Below are 14,819 nucleotides of genomic sequence, written 5' to 3'. Positions count from 1 at the left end.
ACCCGCAGAGCCAAAAGGGGTATGCATGAAGACCGCCAAAGACGTCCTGAAATCGATCAAGGACAACGACGTCAAATACGTCGACCTGCGCTTCACCGATCCGCGCGGCAAGTGGCAGCACGTGACGTTCGACGTCAGCATGATCGATGAGGATATTTTCGCCGAAGGAACGATGTTCGACGGCTCCTCGATCGCCGGCTGGAAGGCGATCAACGAGTCCGACATGTGCCTGATGCCCGATCCGGTGACCGCGACGATCGATCCGTTCTTCGCCGAGACCACCATGGTCATCACCTGCGACGTGCTCGAGCCGACCACCGGCGAGCCCTACAACCGCGACCCCCGCGGCATCGCCAAGAAGGCCGAGGCCATGGTGAAGTCGATGGGCGTGGGCGACAGCGTGTTCGTCGGGCCCGAGGCCGAGTTCTTCGTGTTCGACGACGTGCGTTTCTCCTCCAGCCCCTACAACACCGGTTTCCGCCTCGACTCCTCGGAACTGCCGACCAACACCGACACGGAATATGAGGGCGGCAACCTCGGCCACCGCATCCGCACCAAGGCGGGCTACTTCCCCGTCCCGCCGCAGGACTCCGTGCAGGACATGCGCTCCGAGATGCTCGGTGCCATGGCCAAGATGGGCGTCAAGGTCGAGAAGCATCACCACGAGGTCGCTTCCGCCCAGCATGAGCTCGGCATGAAGTTCGACACGCTGACGCTGATGGCCGACCATCTGCAGATCTACAAGTACTGCATCCACCAGGTCGCGCACATCTACGGCAAGACCGCCACCTTCATGCCGAAGCCGGTCTTTGGCGACAACGGCTCGGGCATGCACGTGCACCAGTCGATCTGGAAGGACGGCAAGCCGGTGTTCGCCGGCAACAAGTACGCCGACCTGTCGGAGACCTGCCTCCACTACATCGGCGGCATCATCAAGCACGCCAAGGCGATCAACGCCTTCACCAACCCGTCGACCAACTCCTACAAGCGTCTGGTCCCGGGCTATGAGGCCCCGGTGCTGCTCGCCTACTCCGCGCGCAACCGCTCGGCCTCCTGCCGCATCCCCTACACCGCTTCGCCGAAGGCCAAGCGTGTCGAGGTCCGCTTCCCCGATCCGCTCGCCAATCCCTATCTCGGCTTCGCCGCGATGCTGATGGCTGGCCTCGACGGCATCAAGAACAAGATCGATCCGGGTCCGGCGATGGACAAGGACCTCTACGATCTGCCGAAGGAAGAACTGAAGCAGATCCCGACGGTGTGCGGCTCGCTCCGCGAGGCGCTGGAAAACCTCGACAAGGACCGCGGCTTCCTCAAGAACGGCGGCGTGTTCGACGACGACTTCATCGACGCCTATATCGAGCTGAAGATGACCGAAGTCGAGCGCTTCGAGATGACCCCGCACCCGGTCGAGTTCGACATGTACTATTCGGGCTAAACCGCCCGAACTATCTGCGACAAGCAAAAGGCGCTCCGAAAGGAGCGCCTTTTCGTTTGTGGGGAATCGTAGGGCGGATTAGCCGAAGGCGTAATCCGCCCTACGGAAACTCAACTTTCGTTCTGCATCTGACTCCACTTCGTTCTCAAAGAACGAATCGGAATCGCGAAAACTGGCGCGCAGCAATTCTTGCTGATTGGTTTATTCGATCGCAGTTTGTAGGGGCCGAAGATCGGTCACCCCGCTGTCTATGCCTGGGGATTGTCGCGCCGCGGCATGAAATGGTCGAGCAAGCCCGTCGGCAGCGGAAAGACGACGGTCGAAGACCGCTCGCCCGCGATATCGTGCAGGGCCGCGAAGTAACGCAGCTGCATCGCCTGAGGCTCCTGCGCGAGAATTCGGCCAGCCTCGACGAGTTTTTCGGCAGCCTGCTGCTCGCCCATCGCATTGATGACCTTGGCCCGCCGCAACCGCTCCGCCTCGGCCTGTTTGGCGATCGCGCGCACCATGGTCTCGTTGATATCGACGTCCTTGATCTCTATGCCGGTGACCTTGATGCCCCAGACGTCGGTCTGCTTGTCGAGGATCTCTTGGATGTCGGCGTTCAACCTGTCGCGTTCGGCAAGCATCTCGTCGAGCTCATGTTTGCCGAGCACCGAGCGTAATGTGGTCTGCGCGAGCTGGCTGGTGGCGGCCATGTAATCGCCGACCTTGATGATGGCCCGCTCGGGATCGACGATGCGGAAGTACAAAACGGCGTTGACCTTGACGGAGACGTTGTCCCGCGAAATCACGTCCTGCGGCGGCACGACCTGCACCATCACGCGGAGATCGACCTTGACGAGTTGCTGCACGATCGGAACGAGGATGATGAGGCCGGGGCCCTTCACGCCGGTAAAGCGGCCGAGCGTAAAGATGACGCCACGCTCGTATTCGCGCAGGATTCGAATAGCCTGAGATAGAAACATGATGACAAGCAGCGCGAGCGCCGCATAAGTCACATATTCCAGCATCATGATGTACCTCCCTCGCCCGTTTGGGCCGGTGCGTGCCGGATCAGCAGCGTCAGGTCGATGACGTTGGCGACTTCGACCGTCTCTCCGGGCTTGAACGTTTCGGCGCCGCGCGCCTGCCAGCGCTCACCATGGGCGAAGACGTGACCTTCGCTCCCGTTCCAGTCGAGAACTTCGGCGGGCAAGCCTCGCATGGCCCGCGCACCGACCCGTTCAGGCGCCTTGGCGACGCGCCGAAGCGAACCAAGCACGACGAACGCAAAGCCGACAAACACAGCCGCTGTGATGCCGATCACCCACCATGAGAGGTGGTAGCCGGGCGCCTCGACCCTGAAGAGCATCAGCGCTCCCAACAGGAAGGCGATGATCCCTCCGAGACCGATCACCACGGTCGGATTGAAGGCTTCGATGGTGAGAAGCACGATACCGACCAACATCAGGGCCAGGCCGGCATAGCTGATCGGCAGCAAATTGAGCGCATAGAGGCCAATCAGCAGACAGATCGCGCCGACGACTCCCGGAGCGACGGCTCCGGGAGACATGAACTCGAAGATCAGGCCGTAGACGCCGACCATCAGGAGAATGAATGCCACATTGGGATCGGTGATGACCGCCAGGAGGCGGGATATCCATCCGGGATCGATGGCTTCAACGACCGCATCCTTTGTCGCGAGGCGCTGCGTCTTGCCCCCTGCAACCTCCACCACCCGGCCATCGAGCTGCCTCAGCAATTCAGCCTGATCGCGCGCGACGAGATCGATCGCATGGGCCTCCAGCGCGCCGTTGGCAGAGAGCGTGGCAGCCTCACGGACCGCCTTTTCCGCCCACTCCGCATTGCGGTTGCGCAACTCCGCAAGGCTCCGGATGAAGGCAACCGCATCATTGGTCACCTTTGCCGTCATGGCATCTTTCGGCTCGCTCTGCTGGTCACCATCCTTCTTGTCCTTGCCGCCCTTGTCCGGCGTACCGCCCGGCAGCCCCGGCAGCGGCCCGCTAAGCTGCACCGGCGTCGCGGCACCGATGTTGGTGCCCGGCGCCATCACCGCGATGTGGGTCGCATAAAGGATATAGGTCCCCGCGCTCGCCGCGTGGGCGCCGGGGGGAGCGACGTAACCGACGACAGGGATCGGCGAGGCCAGCACATCGGCGATGATCTCACGCATGCTGGAATTGAGACCGCCGGGCGTGTTCATTCTCAGAAGCACGACCTCGGCACGCCGTTCGTTTGCCCTGGTCAAGGCCTCCTTCACGTAGCTGGCCGACGCGGGGCCGATGGCCCCGTCGATCGAAACGACCAGTGCAAGATGGCCGTTCTCCTCCGCTGAACTGGGAAGGAGGCAGCAGATCAAAGCCACGACGCCAATCGCCGCAACGAGGGCCGCCTTCATGGTCTGCACGGCAGGGCTCCCTTGCAGAGCATATGGTGCGCGTCTTGCGAACCTCAATGTGGCCGTGCAGGCCGTTGGCGTGATTGTGCGATGCAATGGAAATCGCCGCGCAGATCGCCTGCGCACAGGACGGGGCGGACCACGCCTTGGGCTGATCCGCCCGCGAACTCAGCGCTGCTACGGCCGCGGGACCCGCACGCCATCCGCTCCGATCGTGCCGAACGTGCCGGCGATGATCTCCGGCGTCGGCTGCATCCCGCCGAGTGACCAGTGCGAGGGCTCCTGCTCCTCGATCCGGACCCAGACATTCCTGCGGAAATCCGGATTGCCCTGCCCTTCGACCTCGACCAGAAGGTCGGTGACGCGTTCGAGCAGCGTCTTCTTCTGCGCGGCATCCAGAATGCCGCGGACGGTGGAAATGGTGACGTAAGGCATGTCTCTCTCCAATCATGTCGGGTGACGACGGCGGCAGATTGGACCGGAGACTGCCGGCGAGGCAGCGGCGGATAAGACAGAGATCGGGCAATTTCCGCCATGCGTCGGCGCGCCGATCGGATAGGATCGCGGCATCCACCCGGAGGTCCCATGAAGCTCGCAATTCTGGCGCTGGAAGGTTGCATGCAGTCGGCGATCGCCGGCGTCGCCGACGTGCTGTCGCTTGCCAATCACGTCATGCAGCAGAGCGGCGCCAAATCCCGCTTCACCTGGCAGACGCTGTCGCTCGACGGCAAGGCCGTGCGCGCCGGCGGCGGCCAGACGGTCGCGGTCGACGGCGCGATCGGCAAACGCGCGAGCTTCGATGCCATTCTCGTCCCCGGCAACCTCGTCGATCACGTCACGGCCGAGCGGCTGCAACCGCAATATGCCCGCGCCGGCGCCTGGCTGCGGCAACAGCACGCCAACGGCCGGCTGGTCGGCGCGTTTTGCAGCGGCGTCTTCCTGCTGGCCGGAGCCGGCCTGCTCGACAATCGCCGCGCCACCATCACCTGGTGGCTGCAGGGCGAGCTGCGACAGCGCTATCCCACCATCGATCTTGCAGCCGACGCGGTCATCACCGCGACGGATCGCATCGTGTGCGCGGCCGGACCGATGTCGTGGGTCGACCTCCTGCTCAGGCTGATCGAGATGGTGGATGGGAAGGAGATCGCCAAACTATGCGCGGACTACGTCGTCATCGACACCGCGCAACGCACCCAGTCGATCTTCATGCCCGTCGGCTATCTGCTCTCGCAAGACCCGCTGCTGACCAGGGCCGACCTGCTGGTGCGCCGTGCCGGCAAGAGGACGATGACGGTCAAGCGCCTTGCCGTCGCGCTCGGATTGAGCGAGCGCACGCTGAACCGGAAATTTCAGGAACTCACCCACGAACCGCCGCAGGCCTTCATCATGCGCCGCCGCGTCGAGCATGCGCGCACGCTGCTGGAGACGACGACCCAGCCGGTCAAGACCATCGCGCGCGCCGCCGGCTATGAGGACGAGAGCAGCTTTCGCAAGGCATTCCGCAAGCTCACCCTGATGTCGCCACAGGCCTATCGCGCACGGCGGATGGAGCGGGCGGCGTGAGGCTAACCGCTCGTTTGGAGCGCGCGCGGATGATCCGGCATAACTCGAACGGCGTGGCGCTTCAGCTGAGCAACACTCTATCACCGTCACCCCCGCGCAATGGCGAAGCCATTGTCGCTGGAGGCGCCGGAGCGCAGCGGAGGCCTCGAAGGGCGACGGCTCGGCCGGCACCTCGGCCGTGCATCCTTCGAGGCTCCCGGCGCAGTGCAGATGCACTGCGCCACTCGCACCTCAGGATGACGGAGTTGGTCGCGTTAGGTTGAAAGCAACTCGTTGACGCTCACGCCAGACGCCTACGCCGTTGCGCGCTGGCGTTCGACCATGGCTTCGCCGAACGCCTCGAACAGCTTCCGGTTGATCGGATTGCGCTGCGGATCGTATTCGGCGTGCCACTGCACGCCGAGCGCGAAGGTCGGGGCTTCCGCGATGCGGATCGCCTCGATGGTGCCGTCCTCGGCGACGCCTTCGATCAGCACGCGCTTGCCCGGATCGAGGATGCCCTGGCCGTGCAGCGAATTGACCCTGATCTTGTCGCAGCCGAGCAGTGTCGCGAACGCGCCGCCGGGCGTCAGGTCGACGTCGTGCCGGTCGGCGAACACCACGGTCGGATCGGGATGGATCTCGCCGTTCTCAAGTCTCGGCATGCGGTGGTTCATGCGGCCCGGGATCTCGCGGATCTCGGGGTGCAGCGAGCCGCCGAAGGCGACGTTCATCTCCTGCAGGCCGCGGCAGATGCCGAACAGCGGAATCCCGCGGGAGACGCAGGCGACCGACAGCGCCAGCGCGACCTCGTCGCGGTGGATGTCGTAGGGCTCGTGCTTCTCGCAAGGGTCGACGTTGAAGCGCGTCGGGTGGACGTTGGCCCGGGCGCCGGTGAGGACGATACCGTCGACGGTATCGAGCAGCGCCGCGATATCGGTGATGTCGGGCGCACCCGCGAACATCACCGGCAACCCGCCGGAAACCTCGGCCACGGCGCGCAGATTGCGCTCACCGACCATCTGGACCTGAAATCGATTTTCGACGCGATGGGCGTTCCCGATCACGCCGACGACCGGCTTTCTCATCTCCCGTTCCGACCTCCCGCCGAAGAAGATTCTCCAAACATGCCCTCGGCATGGAACAAATTCAACAGAGGGGATTGCGGGACGGCAATGCTATTTTCGCGCAAATGCCTCCCGGGCGTCGGCCACGCCCGGCAGGCCTGCGGCCTTCAATGCGGTTGCAGCGGGATCGCCCGGCGCGGCCAGCCAAGGCAGTTTCGCCTCGATCCCGCGGGTCACGGCCTCCCCGAGCACCTCGCCGAAATCGATCGGCCAGAACCCGTTGGGCACCACCTCGGCGGTGAGGCCGCGGATGGCGTGGCCGTCGCCCAGAACCAGATTCGCATGGTCAGCAGCACCGTTCGCGCGGCAGCGTCAAACCAGCGCGTTGACGCGGTCTTGATCGGAAGCGCGTTTGCCGAAAGAGTGCCCCGCCCGCAGCCGCCGTAAAGGACACGATGTGACCATTCCCGCAGACCAACGCCCCCGGACCCGCGCCGATCTCGCCTGGGCCATCTCGGTCGGCGGCATCGGCGTCGTGCTGTTCACGGCCATGCTGGTCTTCACCTGGTATTTTGCCGCCACCCTGCTCCTGATCTTCACCGGCATGCTGCTCGGCGTCGGCCTCAACGCGCTGACGAACGCGCTCGGCCGTCGCGTGCACCTGCCCCATGCGGTGCGGCTTGCGATCGTCTGCATCGTGCTTGCGGTGCTGCTCGCAGGCGTCGCCTATCTCGGCGGCGCCACCATCGCCGAACAGGCCTCGGTGCTGAGCAAGACCATCAAGTCCCAGATCACCAATGTTCGGTCCTTCCTCGAGAGCCATGGCATCGACACCAGCGTGTTCGATCTCGGCAATGCCCCGCCCACCACGACCGCCGAGCCCGGCTCTGCGCCCGCTCCGAGCCAGGCCCCGCACGGCGGATTGCCTGGTGGCGCCGGCGCCCTCGCCTCCAGCGGCGGTGCGATCGTGAGCCAGACCTTCAAGCTGCTGTTCGGCGCAATCAGCGCCGTCGGCAACATCTTCATCGTGCTGTTTCTCGGCCTCGCCTTCGCGGCACAGCCGAGCATCTATCACGACGGCCTATTGTTCCTCGCGCCCGCAAAGCATCGCACGCGCGCCGCGCTGATCATCGACCGCATCAGCGAGACGCTGGAGCGCTGGCTGATCGCGCAGATCGTCGTGATGATTGCGGTCGGCGCCGTGACCTGGATCGGGCTTGCCATCATCGGCATCCCCGGCTCGTTCATCCTGGGGATTCAGGCCGGTCTGCTCGCCTTCATTCCGACCGTCGGCGCCATCATCGCCGGTGTCGTCGTGGTGCTGGCGAGCCTCGCCTCGGGCTGGATCCCGGCGCTGTCGGCCTTCCTGCTCTTCATGGGCGTGCACGCCATGGAGAGCTATGTGCTGACGCCGATCCTGCAGCGGCAGGCGCTCGACATCCCGCCGGCCACGCTGTTCGCGTTCCAGATCCTGCTCGGCGTCGTGTTCGGAATCTGGGGCCTGGCGCTGGCGCTGCCTCTGGTCGCCATCGCCAAGGTCATGATCGACCATTTCAAGACGTATGAGGCACCGCCCCTTGCGGAGGCGGCCTGACCCAGCTTACGTCGTCAGCACGGTCTCGGTGTGCTCGACCTCCGGGGGCGCGGCAAAGTACTGGCCGACGAGGCCGCGCCATTCGGTGAAATTCTCGGAGCCGCGGAAATCCACCGTGTGGTTCTCCAGCGTCGCCCACTTCACCATCAAGCGGTAGCGCTGCGGCTTCTCGATCGACTTGTGCAGTTCAAACCCGTGAAAGCCCTTGGCGCGGCCGAAAGCGGCCTTGGCCTTGGCGACGGCGGCCTCGAAATCCTTCTCGCTGCCCGGCTTGACGTCGATTTGCGCGATTTCGGTGATCATTGGTTTCCACCCATCTTGTCGTTCGATGGGCGTGTCTACCGCAGACGCAGGCAAAGAAAAAGGCGCCGAAACGGCGCCCTGCCGGTCAGAAATGCGGCGCTCTCAGGAGAACAGCAGCGCGGTGCCCAGCACGATCAGCGTGCAGCCGACAAACAGTGCGACCGGCCAATAGCTGCGGGCCTGGGTGTAGCGACCCTGGGCGCGGCGCTCGCTGATCAGCGCGCTCTCGTATTCGTCCGCGGTGGAGAACAAACAGGCGAAACCGCCGCGTGCCGAGGTGGCAGCGGCTTCGAGCGACATCAGGGCGGCCTGGGGGTTCTGTCGAGGGATCGATTCCATGACCACGATGGTATGGATCGAACGGTAAACAGGAGATTACCGCAAGGCCGCCCTTTGTCTCACGCCGTGATCGGACGCGCCGCGCCGACCCGCGCGGCACTCTGGCGGCGCCAGTTCTCCAGCGACAGCGGCAGCTCTTCCGCGGCCTCGACGCGGTTACGACCACCGCGCTTCGCCTGGTAGAGCGCGGTGTCGGCCGAGGCCAGCAGCACCTCGAGCTCGGTGCCGGCCGGACCGCCAGCGACGCCGATGCTGACGGTGGTGTCGACCGGGCCTTCATCGACGACGATACCGGAGGTCTCGAAGGCTTCGCGTACGCGCTCGGCGACCAGCACGCCTTCCTCCAAGGCGCACGGCAGCAGCGCCGCGAACTCCTCGCCGCCGATGCGGCCCGAGAGATCGGAGATGCGCAGATTGCTGACGACGACGGTCGAGAACAGTTTCAGCATCTCGTCGCCGGCGGGATGGCCGAAACGGTCGTTGATCGACTTGAAGTGGTCGATGTCGAAGATCATGACGGTAACGGGACGTCCGGCCTTGGCCTCACGCTCGATCACGCGGCCGCAGGCTTCCGAGAAGCCGCGGCGGTTGAGCATGCCGGTCAGGGGATCGGTGGATGCAGCGGTCCGGTGCGCAGTGACGGTGCGCTCGGACACCAGCATGAAGATCACGAATACGGTGCCGACGGCATAGAGGATCAGCTCGACGGCAAACACCGTGACCCAGATGCTCGACGAGAACGCGGCATCGTGCGGGCGCAGGAAGCTGCCGAGCAGGACCGGCAGCATCAGCACGCAGCCGTGCATCACCGGCACCACGAAGGCCGGCCAGCGCCGTTGCAGGCTCTTGCGCCGTTCGACCCAGAGCTCGCTCGCGGTCAGCGCCGCATAGACCGAGACGATGCCGGCGCCGATGATCATGCGCAGCATGGACGCCGCGGGATCGATCAGCGTCACCGCGGCGACCCAGGCCAGCGCGCCGAGCACGAGGCCGGGCCAGTTCGGCTTGCGGCCGTGGAAAACGCGTGCCGCATTCCACACCATGCCGCAGGCCACGAATCCGACGGCATTTAACGCCAGATAGAGATGCGGCCCGAGCTTGTCGCCCGCCGCAGTCCACAACGCGACCGAGGCCGCCCCCAGCAGATACGCAGTGCCCCACCATTTCAGCGCAGGACTGTTTTCCTGCCTGCCGAAAAACACCATCATGGCGCCGAGCAGTGCGGCAACCATGGTGGCGACCAAATAGAGCGTGATGCTATCGAGCGACATCATGTCGGCCCCCTTGAAAACATAGCAGTTACGCGATCGGCACATCCGATTTGCGCGCCCTTCCAAATGCGACGCTATGTCCCGCGGGTTCCATTCAGGTTTTCACGCGAGGCCAAGTTTTCGGGAAACACGTCATCAATTTGCATACAAACGAACAACAAAAAGGGCGCTGAAATCAGCGCCCTTTTGCATCTCATTGAAGCCGCTTTCGCGGCGAATGTGACCGAAGCGATTAACGCTTCGAGAACTGGAAGGACCGGCGGGCCTTGGCCTTGCCGTACTTCTTACGCTCGACCACGCGCGAGTCGCGGGTGAGGAAGCCGCCCTTCTTGAGCACCGAGCGCAGCTCCGGCTCGAAATAGGTGAGCGCCTTGGAGATGCCGTGACGGACGGCGCCGGCCTGGCCGGACAGACCGCCACCGGCGACGGTGCAGATCACGTCGTACTGGCCCGAACGCTGGGCCACCGAGAACGGCTGCTCGATCATCATGCGCAGCACGGGACGGGCGAAATAGACCTCGACCTCACGCGCGTTGACGGTGACCTTGCCGGCGCCCGGCTTGATCCACACGCGGGCGACCGCGTCCTTGCGCTTGCCGGTGGCGTAAGCGCGGTTGAACTTGTCGACCTTCTTCTCGTGCTTGGGCGCGTCGGGCGCCGCCGCGGTCTTGAGCTGCGAGAGCTGGTCGAGCGACTGGATGGATTCGGCCATGATTATGCGGCCCTCGTGTTCTTGCGGTTCAACTTGGCGATGTCGATCTTCTCGGGCGTCTGAGCCTCGTGCGGATGATCCGCGCCGCCGTAAACACGGAGGTTGCCCATCTGGACGCGGCCGAGCGGACCACGGGGGATCATGCGCTCGACGGCCTTCTCGAGCACGCGCTCGGGATGCTTGCCCTCAAGGATCTGGCGCGCGGTGCGCTCCTTGACGTGGCCGACATAGCCGGTGTGCTTGTAATAGGTCTTCTGCTCGCGCTTGCGACCGGTGAGGACCGCATGCTGCGCGTTGATGATGATGACGTTGTCGCCGCAATCAACGTGCGGGGTGTAGGTCGGGAGGTGCTTGCCGCGCAGGCGCATGGCAACGATGGTGGCGAGGCGGCCGACGACCAGACCCTTGGCGTCGATCAGCACCCACTTCTTCGTCACCTCAGCCGGCTTTGCCGAAAAGGTTTTCATATCGGAGTTTCCGTGGACGGGAGATATCGGCGCGAACACCGCACCGGACTGCGCGGGTTTCTAGAGAAGAGACGCGCAACGGTCAATGCCCGACAATGGAAATTACATCAGTAAAATCAGTTATTTAAAAATAAGGTGCGATATTACCTGCGAAAAGCTCAAACATTTGGAATGGAATAGGTCGAAGTGACATGGGCGATTGGATCGGGTGAGGTACCCGACAGGAGCTTCACCTCCCCGACCGCCAGGCGCTTGCCGAGCTTGAGCAGCCGGGCTTCCGCCAGCACGTCCTGCCCCGGCAGCCCCTTCCGCAGGAAATTGATGTTGAGATTGGTGGTCACGGCGAGCCCGATCGGGCCGATTGCGGACAGCAGCACCACATACATGGCGAAATCGGCCAGCGCCATCAGCGTCGGCCCGGACACGGTTCCACCGGGCCGCAGCATCCGTTCGCTGTAGCTCTGGCGCAGAAGGCAGGTCTGGCCGTCCGCGCTCTCGATCGTGATGTCGTCGCCGCTGAAGGCCTGGGGAAACTCGTCGCGGAGAAACTGCTCCAGCTCCGCCACGCTCATTTTCGCTGCCGCCATGCTATTCCCCACCCTCGCTTCACCTGGCCTGTTACATTAGGTTATCTGCGTCATCCAATTGCAATCATTCAACGGAAGTCGCGTCAATGTCCGTCCAGGCCGCCCGCGTCCCCTCCTCGCAACCGCCGATCCTGCTGCGCGAGACCGTCGGCCCCATCGCGTTGCTGACACTGAACCGCCCGGCCGCGCGCAACAGCCTGTCGGCGGCGATGATCGCAGAGCTGCATGCCGCGCTGAATGAGATCCGCGACGACAAAGCAGTCCGCGGCGTCGTGATCGCCGCCAACGGCCCCGCCTTCTCCGCCGGCCATGACATGAAGGAACTCACTGCGCGCCGCACTGATCCGGATCGCGGCCGCGCCTTCTTCGCCGAGATGATGAATGCCTGCAGCGCGATGATGCAGGCGGTCGTGCACTTGCCGAAGCCTGTGGTCGCATCCGTCCAGGGCATCGCGACCGCGGCCGGCTGCCAGCTGGTGGCGAGCTGCGATCTGGCGATCGCCTCGGAGGACGCGAGGTTCGCCACACCCGGCGTCGACATCGGCCTGTTCTGCTCGACGCCGATGGTGGCGCTGTCGCGCAACGTGCCGCGCAAGCAGGCGATGGAGATGCTGCTGACGGGCGAGCCTGTTACCGCCGACCGCGCCCGCGAGATCGGCCTAGTCAACCGCGTGGTGCCCGCCGGCACCGAGCTCGGCGCCGCGATCGAGCTTGCGCAACAGGTCGCGCTCAAATCCGCCTACACCATCAAGCTCGGCAAGGAGGCATTCTATCGCCAGGCGGAGATGAGCCTTGCAGAGGCCTATCGCTATGCGGCAGAGGTGATGACCGAGAACATGATGGCGCGCGACGCCGAGGAAGGCATCGGCGCCTTCATCGAGAAGCGCGAGCCGACATGGCGGGATGAATAATTCCGTCACTGCGAGCCAACGGGTCCGCGCGAAGCGCGGCCCGATGACAGGCTCCGCAAAGCAACCCAGAATACCTCCTCGGTGACAGTCCGGATTGCTTCGTCGCTTCGCTCCTCGCAATGACAGCAGCAAAGAAGACCCAATGAACCACGACGCCTATCCCGACAATTACATCCGCAGCATTCTCAACAGCGTGAAGTCGATCGCGATGGTCGGCGCCTCGCCGGTCAATGTGCGGCCGAGCTATTTCGCGTTCAAATATCTGGCGCAGCGCGGCTACGACATGATCCCGGTCAATCCCGGCCATGTCGGCAAGGAGCTGCTCGGAAAGCCGTTCGTCGCCTCGCTGTCCGACATCGGCCGTCCCGTCGACATGATCGACATCTTTCGCAACTCCAGCCACATCATGCCTGTCGTCGAAGAGGCGCTCACGCTCGATCCGCTGCCGAAGGTGATCTGGATGCAGCTCGGTGCGCGCGACGACGCGGCCGCGGCGAAAGCGGAATCGGTTGGCATCAAGGTGGTGATGAACCGCTGCCCCAAGATCGAATATGGCCGTCTGTCGTCCGAGATCTCCTGGATGGGCGTGAATTCGCGTACGCTCAGTTCCAAGCGGCCGCCGGCGCCGACGCAGGGCATGCGCCTATCCCTCAATCGGATGAGTGTCGGCGGCGGCGACACCGCGGCCTCGGACCGCGCTGCGAAGAACAAGACCGAGCAGAGCTGACGCACTAAATTTCCGCCTCCGTGAACGTGACGATGCGTAGCGTCGATGTGTGAAGCGGTGGCTTGACGGCGACCGCGACGCCGATCAGCATGCCGCGCGATTTTCAGACCACAAGAAACAGGAACGCCCCCAATGAGCGATCGCCTTCCGGGATTTTCAACCCTCGCCGTGCATGCCGGTGCACAGCCCGATCCCACCACCGGTGCGCGCGCGACTCCGATTTATCAAACCACCTCTTTTGTCTTCAACGACGCCGACCACGCCGCTTCGCTGTTCGGCCTGCAGGCCTTCGGCAACATCTATACCCGCATCGGCAACCCCACCAACGCGGTGCTCGAAGAGCGCGTTGCGGCGCTCGAAGGCGGCACCGCCGCGCTCGCGGTGGCCTCGGGCCATGCCGCGCAGGTCGTCGTATTGCAGCAACTGCTCCAGCCCGGCGACGAATTCATCGCCGCGCGAAAACTCTATGGCGGCTCGATCAATCAGTTCACGCATGCGTTCAAGAGCTTTGGCTGGAACGTGGTGTGGGCCGATCCCGATGACATTGCGAGCTTCGAACGCGCGGTGACGCCGCGCACCAAGGCGATCTTCATCGAGTCCATCGCCAATCCCGCCGGCAGCATCACCGACATCGAGGCGATCTCGACGGTGGCGCGCAAGGCGGGCGTGCCGCTGATCGTCGACAACACGCTGGCTTCGCCCTATCTGATCCGGCCGATCGATCACGGCGCCGACATCGTCGTGCACTCGCTGACGAAATTCCTCGGCGGTCACGGCAATTCCCTCGGCGGCATCATCGTCGATGCCGGCACGTTTGATTGGTCGACCGGCGGCAAATATCCGATGCTGTCGGAGCCGCGGCCCGAATATCACGGCATCCGCCTGCAGGAGACGTTTGGCAATTTCGCCTTCGCGATCGCCTGCCGCGTGCTGGGCCTGCGCGATCTCGGCCCCGCCCTGTCGCCGTTCAATGCCTTCATGATCCTCACCGGCATCGAGACGCTGCCGCTGCGCATGCAGAAGCACTGCGACAACGCCAAGGCGGTCGCCGAATTCCTCGCCGGCCATCGGGCCGTGGCCTCGGTCAGCTATGCCGGCCTTGCGAGCGACAAGTACAACCAGCTCGCGCGCAAATACGCACCGAGGGGCGCAGGCGCGGTGTTCACCTTCAGCCTGAAGGGCGGCTATGACGCCGGCGTCAGCCTGGTGTCCAAGCTGCAGCTGTTCTCGCATCTGGCCAATGTCGGCGACACCCGCTCGCTCGTCATCCACCCGGCCTCGACCACGCACAGCCAGCTCGACGACGCCGCGAAGGTGAAGTCCGGCGCCGGCCCCGACGTGGTCAGGCTCTCGGTCGGCATCGAGGACAAGGAAGACCTGATCGCCGACCTCGAGCAGGCGCTGGGGGCGTAACTGGCCTCGTTCCAGGGCGGTGCACGAAACCGCCCCGGAACAACGCCCCA

17 protein-coding genes are annotated in these 14,819 nt (G+C 64.3%); 6 read left to right on the top strand and 11 right to left on the bottom strand.

Annotated elements, in window-relative coordinates; genetic code table 11:
- Positions 1–25: 25 nt before the first annotated feature.
- Positions 26–1,435 carry a type I glutamate--ammonia ligase gene (glnA, locus tag RAD16_RS27925; RefSeq protein ID WP_458161043.1) on the top strand — a complete coding sequence of 470 codons (1,410 nt, stop codon included), beginning with the start codon at positions 26–28 and terminating at the stop codon, positions 1,433–1,435.
- Positions 1,436–1,683: 248 nt separating this feature from the next.
- On the opposite strand, the gene RAD16_RS27920 is transcribed toward glnA, so the two are convergent.
- From RAD16_RS27920 to RAD16_RS27910, 3 genes are all read right to left on the bottom strand, one after another.
- Positions 1,684–2,451: a slipin family protein gene (locus RAD16_RS27920; protein WP_458161042.1), complete on the bottom strand. Its 768-nt coding sequence runs from the start codon at positions 2,449–2,451 to the stop codon at positions 1,684–1,686.
- Positions 2,448–3,845 (bottom strand): NfeD family protein, encoded by a 1,398-nt coding sequence (locus RAD16_RS27915; protein ID WP_458161041.1) that lies wholly within the window; start codon positions 3,843–3,845, stop codon positions 2,448–2,450. Before RAD16_RS27915 ends, RAD16_RS27920 begins: the two co-directional genes overlap by 4 nt.
- A 168-nt stretch (positions 3,846–4,013) precedes the next feature.
- On the bottom strand, positions 4,014–4,271 hold the full coding sequence (locus RAD16_RS27910; RefSeq protein WP_326900676.1) for a tautomerase family protein: 258 nt from the start codon (positions 4,269–4,271) through the stop codon (positions 4,014–4,016).
- 150 nt (positions 4,272–4,421) lie between these two features.
- Here RAD16_RS27910 and RAD16_RS27905 point away from each other — a divergent pair, with 150 nt between their 5' ends.
- Positions 4,422–5,399: a GlxA family transcriptional regulator gene (locus RAD16_RS27905; RefSeq protein WP_458161040.1), complete on the top strand. Its 978-nt coding sequence runs from the start codon at positions 4,422–4,424 to the stop codon at positions 5,397–5,399.
- A gap of 293 nt (positions 5,400–5,692) precedes the next feature.
- Here RAD16_RS27905 and RAD16_RS27900 read toward each other — a convergent pair whose 3' ends face one another.
- Positions 5,693–6,466, bottom strand: a complete 774-nt coding sequence (locus tag RAD16_RS27900; protein WP_458161039.1) for a gamma-glutamyl-gamma-aminobutyrate hydrolase family protein — start codon at positions 6,464–6,466, stop codon at positions 5,693–5,695.
- A gap of 90 nt (positions 6,467–6,556) precedes the next feature.
- Complete coding sequence (locus tag RAD16_RS27895; protein WP_458161038.1) at positions 6,557–6,733, bottom strand: hypothetical protein; 177 nt, start codon at positions 6,731–6,733, stop codon at positions 6,557–6,559.
- 169 nt (positions 6,734–6,902) lie between these two features.
- Between RAD16_RS27895 and RAD16_RS27890 the strand changes: the two genes are divergently transcribed.
- Complete coding sequence (locus tag RAD16_RS27890) at positions 6,903–8,039, top strand: AI-2E family transporter (RefSeq protein ID WP_458161037.1); 1,137 nt, start codon at positions 6,903–6,905, stop codon at positions 8,037–8,039.
- 6 nt (positions 8,040–8,045) lie between these two features.
- Here RAD16_RS27890 and RAD16_RS27885 read toward each other — a convergent pair whose 3' ends face one another.
- The 6 genes from RAD16_RS27885 to RAD16_RS27860 form a co-directional block, all read right to left on the bottom strand.
- Entirely contained in the window at positions 8,046–8,342 is a 297-nt protein-coding gene (locus RAD16_RS27885; protein WP_080136963.1) for an antibiotic biosynthesis monooxygenase family protein, read from the bottom strand.
- Between the two features lie 102 nt (positions 8,343–8,444).
- On the bottom strand, positions 8,445–8,681 hold the full coding sequence (locus tag RAD16_RS27880) for a hypothetical protein (RefSeq protein ID WP_458161036.1): 237 nt from the start codon (positions 8,679–8,681) through the stop codon (positions 8,445–8,447).
- A gap of 59 nt (positions 8,682–8,740) precedes the next feature.
- On the bottom strand, positions 8,741–9,955 hold the full coding sequence (locus RAD16_RS27875) for a diguanylate cyclase (RefSeq protein ID WP_458161035.1): 1,215 nt from the start codon (positions 9,953–9,955) through the stop codon (positions 8,741–8,743).
- 229 nt (positions 9,956–10,184) lie between these two features.
- Positions 10,185–10,664 carry a 30S ribosomal protein S9 gene (gene rpsI / locus RAD16_RS27870; RefSeq protein WP_074120606.1) on the bottom strand — a complete coding sequence of 160 codons (480 nt, stop codon included), beginning with the start codon at positions 10,662–10,664 and terminating at the stop codon, positions 10,185–10,187.
- A gap of 2 nt (positions 10,665–10,666) precedes the next feature.
- Complete coding sequence (gene rplM, locus RAD16_RS27865) at positions 10,667–11,131, bottom strand: 50S ribosomal protein L13 (RefSeq protein WP_008137961.1); 465 nt, start codon at positions 11,129–11,131, stop codon at positions 10,667–10,669.
- A 158-nt stretch (positions 11,132–11,289) separates the two neighbouring features.
- Positions 11,290–11,718 carry a PaaI family thioesterase gene (locus tag RAD16_RS27860; RefSeq protein ID WP_458161034.1) on the bottom strand — a complete coding sequence of 143 codons (429 nt, stop codon included), beginning with the start codon at positions 11,716–11,718 and terminating at the stop codon, positions 11,290–11,292.
- An 86-nt stretch (positions 11,719–11,804) separates the two neighbouring features.
- Between RAD16_RS27860 and RAD16_RS27855 the strand changes: the two genes are divergently transcribed.
- The 3 genes from RAD16_RS27855 to RAD16_RS27845 all read left to right on the top strand — a co-directional run bounded on the left by RAD16_RS27855 (position 11,805) and on the right by RAD16_RS27845 (position 14,769).
- The gene (locus RAD16_RS27855) at positions 11,805–12,629 is read left to right on the top strand and encodes an enoyl-CoA hydratase (protein WP_458161033.1); all 825 of its coding nucleotides are present in this window, start codon (positions 11,805–11,807) and stop codon (positions 12,627–12,629) included.
- Between the two features lie 142 nt (positions 12,630–12,771).
- Positions 12,772–13,356, top strand: coding sequence for a CoA-binding protein (locus RAD16_RS27850; RefSeq protein WP_458161032.1), 585 nt, complete (start codon positions 12,772–12,774; stop codon positions 13,354–13,356).
- A 132-nt stretch (positions 13,357–13,488) separates the two neighbouring features.
- Positions 13,489–14,769, top strand: coding sequence for an O-acetylhomoserine aminocarboxypropyltransferase (locus tag RAD16_RS27845; protein ID WP_458161031.1), 1,281 nt, complete (start codon positions 13,489–13,491; stop codon positions 14,767–14,769).
- Positions 14,770–14,819: the final 50 nt, after the last annotated feature.

Source organism: Bradyrhizobium sp. 18BD (genome assembly GCF_054185225.1).
The sequence above is the reverse complement of the archived record's forward strand: the minus strand, read 5'-3'. Positions and strand labels throughout refer to the sequence as shown.

What these genes read in the sequence shown, in the direction of transcription:
- glnA (WP_458161043.1), top strand. Translation starts at nt 26, where the DNA reads ATGAAGACCGCCAAAGACGTCCTGAAATCGATCAAGGACAACGACGTC.
- RAD16_RS27920 (WP_458161042.1), bottom strand. Translation starts at nt 2,451, where the DNA reads ATGATGCTGGAATATGTGACTTATGCGGCGCTCGCGCTGCTTGTCATC.
- RAD16_RS27910 (WP_326900676.1), bottom strand. Translation starts at nt 4,271, where the DNA reads ATGCCTTACGTCACCATTTCCACCGTCCGCGGCATTCTGGATGCCGCG.
- RAD16_RS27905 (WP_458161040.1), top strand. Translation starts at nt 4,422, where the DNA reads ATGAAGCTCGCAATTCTGGCGCTGGAAGGTTGCATGCAGTCGGCGATC.
- RAD16_RS27900 (WP_458161039.1), bottom strand. Translation starts at nt 6,466, where the DNA reads ATGAGAAAGCCGGTCGTCGGCGTGATCGGGAACGCCCATCGCGTCGAA.
- RAD16_RS27885 (WP_080136963.1), bottom strand. Translation starts at nt 8,342, where the DNA reads ATGATCACCGAAATCGCGCAAATCGACGTCAAGCCGGGCAGCGAGAAG.
- RAD16_RS27880 (WP_458161036.1), bottom strand. Translation starts at nt 8,681, where the DNA reads ATGGAATCGATCCCTCGACAGAACCCCCAGGCCGCCCTGATGTCGCTC.
- RAD16_RS27875 (WP_458161035.1), bottom strand. Translation starts at nt 9,955, where the DNA reads ATGATGTCGCTCGATAGCATCACGCTCTATTTGGTCGCCACCATGGTT.
- rpsI (WP_074120606.1), bottom strand. Translation starts at nt 10,664, where the DNA reads ATGGCCGAATCCATCCAGTCGCTCGACCAGCTCTCGCAGCTCAAGACC.
- rplM (WP_008137961.1), bottom strand. Translation starts at nt 11,131, where the DNA reads ATGAAAACCTTTTCGGCAAAGCCGGCTGAGGTGACGAAGAAGTGGGTG.
- RAD16_RS27860 (WP_458161034.1), bottom strand. Translation starts at nt 11,718, where the DNA reads ATGGCGGCAGCGAAAATGAGCGTGGCGGAGCTGGAGCAGTTTCTCCGC.
- RAD16_RS27855 (WP_458161033.1), top strand. Translation starts at nt 11,805, where the DNA reads ATGTCCGTCCAGGCCGCCCGCGTCCCCTCCTCGCAACCGCCGATCCTG.
- RAD16_RS27850 (WP_458161032.1), top strand. Translation starts at nt 12,772, where the DNA reads ATGAACCACGACGCCTATCCCGACAATTACATCCGCAGCATTCTCAAC.
- RAD16_RS27845 (WP_458161031.1), top strand. Translation starts at nt 13,489, where the DNA reads ATGAGCGATCGCCTTCCGGGATTTTCAACCCTCGCCGTGCATGCCGGT.